The sequence below is a fragment of the Micromonospora deserti genome (genome assembly GCF_003236335.1).
Classification (GTDB): Bacteria; Actinomycetota; Actinomycetes; order Mycobacteriales; family Micromonosporaceae; genus Micromonospora; species Micromonospora deserti.
This window is the reverse complement of record NZ_POUB01000289.1, coordinates 1-7,234: the sequence shown is the minus strand read 5'-3', so window position 1 is coordinate 7,234 and position 7,234 is coordinate 1. Positions and strand designations below refer to the sequence as shown.

General features: G+C 73.1%; 7 protein-coding genes. 2 read left to right on the top strand and 5 right to left on the bottom strand.

Going from position 1 to position 7,234, the window contains the following annotated elements:
- The first annotated feature begins 386 nt into the window (after positions 1-386).
- Together C1I99_RS27130 and C1I99_RS27125 are read left to right on the top strand one after the other, a co-directional pair.
- Positions 387-1,634 (top strand): cytochrome P450, encoded by a 1,248-nt coding sequence (locus tag C1I99_RS27130; RefSeq protein WP_111137051.1) that lies wholly within the window; start codon positions 387-389, stop codon positions 1,632-1,634.
- 203 nt (positions 1,635-1,837) lie between these two features.
- Positions 1,838-2,320 (top strand): DUF4383 domain-containing protein, encoded by a 483-nt coding sequence (locus C1I99_RS27125; RefSeq protein ID WP_111137050.1) that lies wholly within the window; start codon positions 1,838-1,840, stop codon positions 2,318-2,320.
- A 17-nt stretch (positions 2,321-2,337) separates the two neighbouring features.
- Here C1I99_RS27125 and obgE read toward each other — a convergent pair whose 3' ends face one another.
- From obgE to C1I99_RS27100, 5 genes are all read right to left on the bottom strand, one after another.
- Positions 2,338-3,795 carry a GTPase ObgE gene (gene obgE / locus C1I99_RS27120; protein WP_111137049.1) on the bottom strand — a complete coding sequence of 486 codons (1,458 nt, stop codon included), beginning with the start codon at positions 3,793-3,795 and terminating at the stop codon, positions 2,338-2,340.
- 88 nt (positions 3,796-3,883) lie between these two features.
- Positions 3,884-4,141, bottom strand: coding sequence for a 50S ribosomal protein L27 (gene rpmA, locus C1I99_RS27115; RefSeq protein ID WP_111137048.1), 258 nt, complete (start codon positions 4,139-4,141; stop codon positions 3,884-3,886).
- An 11-nt stretch (positions 4,142-4,152) separates the two neighbouring features.
- A complete protein-coding gene (gene rplU / locus C1I99_RS27110; protein ID WP_111137047.1) occupies positions 4,153-4,467 on the bottom strand; it encodes a 50S ribosomal protein L21 in 315 nt (104 codons plus the stop codon).
- A gap of 165 nt (positions 4,468-4,632) precedes the next feature.
- Positions 4,633-5,118, bottom strand: coding sequence for a hypothetical protein (locus C1I99_RS27105; RefSeq protein ID WP_111137046.1), 486 nt, complete (start codon positions 5,116-5,118; stop codon positions 4,633-4,635).
- Between the two features lie 116 nt (positions 5,119-5,234).
- On the bottom strand, positions 5,235-7,234 hold a 2,000-nt coding region (locus C1I99_RS27100), incomplete at its 5' end, for an Rne/Rng family ribonuclease (RefSeq protein ID WP_146604065.1).

The following is a 7,234-nucleotide window of genomic DNA, read 5'->3' as shown; positions in this document are numbered from 1 at the left end:
ACCACGCGCCCGGCCCCGGCGCCCCAGCCCAGGCCGCCGGGGCCGGGCGCGTGGTGGAAGCCCCGGATGCCCGGTGACGTCCGCACGCTCGCCGTCGGGCCCGATCGCCCCCCAGAACAGGCGTGCCGCTGCCGCCGGTGCGGCGACCGGTCGTCCCGCATCCGCCCTCCCCGTGGTCGACGATCCGACCACCGCGGCCAACCAGGTTCCGCCGCCCTGGGAGGGGCCAGCCGACCGGCGATCCGCTGGCCTGTCCCCGCGCTGGGCGACCGGTCCGGGCGGTTTCCCGGGTTCGGCGGGATTCAGCGGCGCTGACTTGGGTAGACGCACCCGGCCGAGCACAGCGGTCGGCCGGTGCCGGCCGCCACCCCGCCTCAGGAGGCCCCATGGCGACCATCCCGGCGGACCGCAGCCTGGAGAGCACGTTGGCGTTCCTGCGCGACGGCTACCGGTTCATCGGCGCGCGCTGCGACCGCTACGGCACCGACATCTTCCAGACCCGGCTGCTGCTGGAGCGGACCATCTGCCTGCGCGGCCGGCCGGCGGCCGAACTCTTCTACGACCGGGAGCGCTTCATCCGGGCCGGCGCCCTGCCGAGACGGGTTCAGCGGACGCTCACCGGCGTCGGCGGGGTGCAGGGCCTCAACGGCGCGGCCCACGCCGACCGGAAGGCGATGTTCCTGTCGATCATGACCCCGGCCGCGGTCCGGCAGCTCGGCCAGCTCTTCGACGACGAGTGGCGGGCCCGGATCCCGGCGTGGGAGGGCGGCCGGACGGTGGTGCTCCACGACGAGCTGGGCCGGATGCTGACCCGGGTGGTCTGCGCCTGGGCCGGGGTGCCGCTGGCCGACTCGCAGGTCGACCGGCGCGATGCCGAGCTGCACGCGATGATCGACGCGCCGGCCGCATTCGGGCCGCGGCACTGGCGGGGCCTGCTGGGCCGCCGCCTCGGCGAACGCTGGATCCGCGACGTCATCGACCGGGAACGCTTCGGCACGCTCCCGGCCCCGGAGGGCAGCGCGCTGCGGGTGATCGCCGAGCACCGGGACGAGCGGGGTCGGCTGCTGCCCAGCCGGATCGCCGCTGTGGAGTTGCTCAACGTGCTGCGCCCGACGGTCGCCGTGAACCGCTTCATCGTCTTCGCCGCGCTGGCCCTGCACCAGCACCCGGCCTGGCGGGAGCGGGTCCGGGAGAGCGAGGAGGTCACCGAGCAGTTCGTGCAGGAGGTACGCCGCTACTACCCCTTCTTCCCGGCCACCGCCGCGCGGGTGCGGCGCTCCTTCGACTGGCGGGGCTACCACTTCCCGCGCGGGCGCCGGGTGCTGCTCGACCTGTACGGCACCAACCACGACCGGACGCTGTGGCCCGAGCCGGAACAGTTCCGCCCGGAGCGCTTCGCCGGCTGGCGGGACGACCCGTTCGGGTTCGTCCCGCAGGGCGGCGGCGACCACCTCACCGGACACCGCTGCGCCGGCGAGTGGATCACCATCGAGCTGATGAAGCGGGCGGTGACGAACCTGACCAGCACCATGCGCTACGACGTGCCGCCGCAGGACCTGACGGTGAACCTGCGCCGGATGCCGACGCTGCCACCCGGCGGCTTCCTGATCGCCAACGTCCGCCGTACCGCCTGACGGGCCGGCCGGGCACCGGCGACGCCCGGCAGCTCGCCTTTCGCCCCCATACCTGATTGGGCATTTCTCTGCGGGGCCGTCGGCGCCGACCCCAAAATTGAGCATCGTCGGGCCGGGTGTCGATGCTGTCGCGGACAGTGACGGACGATCCTCGCGACCGGTGCCGCGGGCGGGGGTTCCGCGGGTCCACGGAGGTGACATCGATGGCACGGAACGCGGGCGGCGGCCGACCGGCGGGCCCGAAGCCGCGGGTCCAGCTCGTCGCTGTGGCCGTGGCCGGGGTCTTCACGCTGCTCGGGGTGCTCGGGTTCATCCCGGGCGTCACCACCGACCACGGCGGGATGAGGTTCGCCGGGCACCACTCCGAGGCGAAGCTGCTCGGTCTGTTCCAGGTGTCGGTCCTGCACAACCTGCTGCACCTGGGCTTCGGCCTGGTCGGCCTGGTGATGGCGCGCCGGGTCGCCGGGGCCCGGATCTTCCTGGCCGGCGGCGGCGCGCTCTACCTCGGTCTCTGGCTCTACGGCTTCGCCATCAACCGGGAGAGCGCCGCCAACGTCATCCCGGTCAACGACGCCGCCAACTGGCTGCATCTGGCGCTCGGCTTCGGCATGCTCGCCTTCGGCCTGCTGCTGTCCAACCAGCTTGGCACGGGCAGCCGCCCAGACCGGCCCTTCGACCGGCCCTGAGCACGAGGCGCAAGGAGCTATTCGGCGTCGCCCTCGTCCGCCCCGGGACCACCGGCCTCGATCTCTTCGGCCGGCCGCTGCCGGCGGGCCTTGCGGGCCGCCAGCCGATCGGCCGCCGACGGTCGGGTGGTCTTCTCCTCCAGCCGGACGTCGGTGCCCCGGTTGCCGGGGACGAAGTCGACCCCGGCGTAGAGCGTCGGCTGCCAGTCGAACTCGCGGTCCCCGATCCGGACCAGGTCGCCGGGCTCGGCGCCGGCCTTGCCGAGCTTCTCCTCGACACCCAGCCGGGCCAGCCGGTCGGCGAGGTAGCCGACCGCCTCGTCGTTGTCGAAGTTCGTCTGCCGCACCCACCGCTCGGGGCGGGCGCCCCGCACCACCCAGGCACCGTCCGGGGCGGCCTCGACGGTGAAACCGGCGTCGTCGACCGCCTTCGGCCGGATCACGATCCGGGTGGGCTCGGCCGGCGGCGCGGCGCTGCGCGCCTGCTCCACCAGTTCCGCCATGGCGTACGTGAGCTCCTTGAGCCCTTCCCGCGTGGCGGCGGAGACCTCGAAGACCCGGAAGCCGCGCGCCTCCAGGTCCGGCCGGACGATCTCGGCCAGGTCCCGGCCGTCCGGCACGTCGATCTTGTTGAGCGCCACCAGGCGGGGCCGGTCGGCCAGCCCGCCGTACGCGATCAGCTCCGCCTCGATGGTGTCGATGTCGGCGAGCGGGTCCCGGCCGGGCTCCAGCGTCGCGGTGTCGATCACGTGCACCAGCACGGAGCAGCGCTCGACGTGCCGGAGGAACTCCAGGCCGAGCCCCTTGCCGGTGGCCGCGCCGGGGATCAGCCCGGGCACGTCGGCGACGGTGAAGGTGTGGTTGTCCACCCGGACCACACCCAGGTTCGGCACCAGCGTCGTGAACGGGTAGTCGGCGATCTTCGGCTTGGCGGCGGAGATCACCGAGATCAGCGACGACTTGCCGGCCGACGGGAAGCCGACGAGGCCGACGTCGGCGACGCTCTTGAGCTCCAGCACCACGTCAAGCTGGTCGCCCGGCTCGCCCAACTCGGCGAAGCCGGGCGCCTTGCGCCGGGCGCTGGCCAGCGCGGCGTTACCCCGGCCGCCGCGCCCGCCCCGGGCCACCTCGAAGGTGGTGCCGGCGCCGACCAGGTCGGCCAGCACGGTGCCGTCGAGGGTCTGCACCACGGTGCCGTTGGGCACCTTCAGCACCAGGTCGGCGCCGTTGGCGCCGTCCCGGTTCGAGCCGGCGCCGCCCTTGCCGTTCTGGGCCTTGACGTGCGGGCGGAAGTGGAAGTCGAGCAGCGTGTGCACCTGCGGGTCGACCACCAGGGCGACGCTGCCGCCGTGCCCGCCGTTGCCGCCGTCGGGCCCGCCGAAAGGCTTGAACTTCTCCCGGTGGATCGAGACACAGCCGTGCCCGCCGTCGCCGGCCTGCAGGTGCAGGACGACCCTGTCAACGAACATCGTCACGCCGCCAATCCTTCCAGCGAGGCCACCCTCGCATGAGAAAAGCGAAGCGGGCCGGGACACGAGGTCCGCGGCCCGCTTCGCCGGAGAACTACTGCTGCGGCACCACGATGCTGACCGTCTTGCGACCACGCTTGGTGCCGAACTGGACCGCACCGGCGGCCAGCGCGAAGAGCGTGTCGTCTCCGCCGCGGCCGACCAGGTCACCGGGGTGGAACTTGGTGCCACGCTGACGGATGATGATCTCACCCGCGCTGACGACCTGACCACCGAAGCGCTTCACGCCGAGCCGCTGGGCCGCGGAGTCACGACCGTTACGCGAGCTGGACGCACCCTTTTTGTGAGCCATCTGAGGACGACCTACTTCCCGCTGGTGATGCCGGTCACCTTGACCTGGGTCAACGGCTGGCGGTGACCCTGGCGCTTGTGGTAGCCGGTCTTGTTCTTGAACTTGTGGATCCGGATCTTCGGGCCCTTGGTGTGCGCGGCGATCTCGCCGGACACCGCGACCTCGGCAAGCTTCGCCGCGTCGGTCACCAGGTCGTCACCGTCGACGAGGAGCACCGCGGTGAGCTGCACCGCGTCGCCGGGGGCACCGGCGAGCTTCTCGACCTCGATCACGTCGCCCTCGGCGACCTTGTACTGCTTGCCGCCGGTCTTGACGATCGCGTACATCGGAGGCGGACTCCCTGTCGTTGAGGCTGCTGGCGGTCGTCCCCGCGGCGGCTCGCCGGGTAGCTGAGGCACGGCGGCGCGGGCACGCGGGAACTCGGCACACCAAAGTGCGCCGCAGGTTAGCGTACGCCATGATGTCGCCGGCACCCAAACCGGGCCCGCCGGTCAGCGGACGCAGAGCTGGTCGAGCCGCTGCTGGAGACGGTCGAGCTCCGTCTCGTCGATCGAGTCGAGGTCGGTGCCCATCGCGCCGACCTCGGTGGCGATGTCGCTGAGCAGGGTCCTCAACTGCGGATCGTCGGCCCGGGCCGACTGCTGTTCCAGCGCGGTCCGCCAACCGGTCAGCGCCTCCTCGGCCCGCTTGCGGGCGGCCTCCGCCGCGGTGCCGTCGTTCGCCCCGACCGCGGCCATCATCCTGCCGAGCTCCTCGACATAGGTGCGGACGGCGGCACCGCTGGCCCGCCGCGCGGCCGCGCACACCTCGGGGGCGTTGCCGCCGGCGGCCCCGGCCCCGGCGCCCGACGTGGCACCGGTGGCCCCCGCCCCGGCGGCCGCGGCGCCGGCCGGACCGGCGTCCGGCCGGTCGGTCGAGCACGCGACGCCGGCGAGCAGGACGGTGGTGACCGCGGTGACGGCGAGCAGACGGCGCATGTTCCCTCTCCTGACCGGGTGGCCGATCGTGACCGGGACTCGACCATACGTCAGGGCCCCTCCCGCCGGACATCGCCGGGGAAGGGGCCCTGCCAGACGGGGCGCTGGTCAGCCCGTCACGGTCGGGTACGCCGGCGCGCGCCGGCCCGGCGCGGCCGGCGACGGCCGCCGCCCACCTCGGCGCCCTCCTCGCCGTCGGCGAGCGCGTCCGGGTCGTCCGGCGCGGCCAGCCGGGCGGACTCGCCCTGCTGGCTGTCGGCGATGTCCGGCGCGGCGGCGGTGTCCGCCTCGTACCGGGACAGGTCGTAGCCCATGGTGTCGTGATAGTCGGCGTCGGTGGTGCTGGTGGTGTCGGTCTCGGCGACCTCGACCACCGTGCGCTCCGCCGGGACGCTCTTGCGCGCCCGGCGGCGGGACGATCCGCTCTGCTCGGCCGCCGGGGCGGCGACCGCCGAGGCGACCGCCTTCACCCTCTCCCCCGCACCGCCCGGACGGGGCTTCTCCGGCACCGGCTCGGTGTGGATGATCAGCCCCCGGCCCTTGCAGCACTCGCAGGTCTCGCTGAACGCCTCCAGCAGGCCGGCGCCGATCCGCTTTCGGGTCATCTGCACCAGGCCGAGTGAGGTGATCTCGGTGACCTGGTGCTTGGTGCGGTCCCGCCCCAGGCACTCGGTCAGCCGGCGCAGCACCAGCTCACGGTTCGACTCCAGCACCATGTCGATGAAGTCGATCACCACGATGCCGCCGATGTCGCGCAGCCGGAGCTGGCGGACGATCTCCTCGGCGGCCTCCAGGTTGTTCCGGGTGACCGTCTCCTCCAGGTTGCCTCCGGCGCCGGTGTACTTGCCGGTGTTGACGTCCACCACGGTCATCGCCTCGGTCCGGTCGATCACCAAGTGCCCGCCGGAGGGGAGGAAGACCTTGCGGTCCAGCCCCTTGAGGATCTGCTCGTCGATGCGGTACTCGGCGAAGACGTCGGTGGTGCCGACGTGCCGGCGCAGCCGGGTGACCAGGTCCGGCGAGACGTGCGAGAGGTACGAGTCGACCATGTCGTACGACTCGTCGCCCTCGATCACCAGCTCCCGGAAGTCCTCGTTGAACAGGTCCCGGACCACCCGGATGACCAGATCCGGCTCCTCGTAGAGCAGCACCGGGGCGCCGCCCTCGGCAGCCTTGGCCTGGATGTCCTCCCACTGCGCCTGCAACCGCTTGACGTCGCGGGCCAGTTCGTCCTCGCTGGCGCCCTCGGCGGCGGTCCGTACGATCACGCCCGCGCCGTCCGGGACCAGCTTCTTCAGCACGTCCCGCAGCCGCCTGCGCTCGTTGTCCGGCAGCTTCCGGCTGATGCCGGAGGCGTTGCCGTTCGGCACATAGACCAGGTGCCGGCCGGAGAGCGCGATGTTGCTGGTCAGCCGCGCCCCCTTGTGCCCGATCGGGTCCTTGGTGACCTGCACCAGCACCGAGTCGCCGGACTTCAGCGCCTGCTCGATGGAGCGGGCCCGCCCTTCCAGACCGGTGGCGTCCCAGTTGACCTCGCCGGCGTACAGCACGGCGTTGCGGCCGCGCCCGACGTCGACGAAGGCCGCCTCCATGCTGGGCAGGACGTTCTGCACCTTGCCCAGGTAGACGTTGCCGGCCATGGTGCCGGACGAGTTGCGGGTCACGTAGTGCTCGACCAGCACGCCGTCCTCCAGGACGGCGATCTGGGTGCGGTCGCCACGCTGGCGTACCGCCATCACCCGGTCGACCGCCTCCCGGCGGGCCAGGAACTCCGACTCGCTGAGGATCGGCGGCCGGGTCCGGCGCTGCTCCCGGCCGTCCCGCCGGCGCTGGCGCTTGGCCTCCAGCCGGGTCGAGCCGGAGACGCCCTGCACCTCGTCGACGGTCCGGCGCGGCTCCCGGATCTTGACGACCGTGGGCACGCCGTCCTCGGCAGCGCCCTCGACGTCCCCCGCGCCCCGCCGGCGGCGCCGCCGCCGGCGGCGGGTCATCCCGTCGCCGCCCTCGGCCTCCTCCTCGGCCTCGGCTTCCTCCTCGGCCTCAGCCTCCGCCGCCTCGGCCTGGATGGCCTCCTCGGCCTCCTCGTCCTCCAGGTCCTCCACGCCGCCCTTGCCCC

Excerpts from the sequence above, each read along its gene's own strand:
- C1I99_RS27130 (WP_111137051.1), top strand. The coding sequence starts at position 387 with ATGGCGACCATCCCGGCGGACCGCAGCCTGGAGAGCACGTTGGCGTTC.
- C1I99_RS27125 (WP_111137050.1), top strand. The coding sequence starts at position 1,838 with ATGGCACGGAACGCGGGCGGCGGCCGACCGGCGGGCCCGAAGCCGCGG.
- rpmA (WP_111137048.1), bottom strand. The coding sequence starts at position 4,141 with ATGGCTCACAAAAAGGGTGCGTCCAGCTCGCGTAACGGTCGTGACTCC.
- rplU (WP_111137047.1), bottom strand. The coding sequence starts at position 4,467 with ATGTACGCGATCGTCAAGACCGGCGGCAAGCAGTACAAGGTCGCCGAG.
- C1I99_RS27105 (WP_111137046.1), bottom strand. The coding sequence starts at position 5,118 with ATGCGCCGTCTGCTCGCCGTCACCGCGGTCACCACCGTCCTGCTCGCC.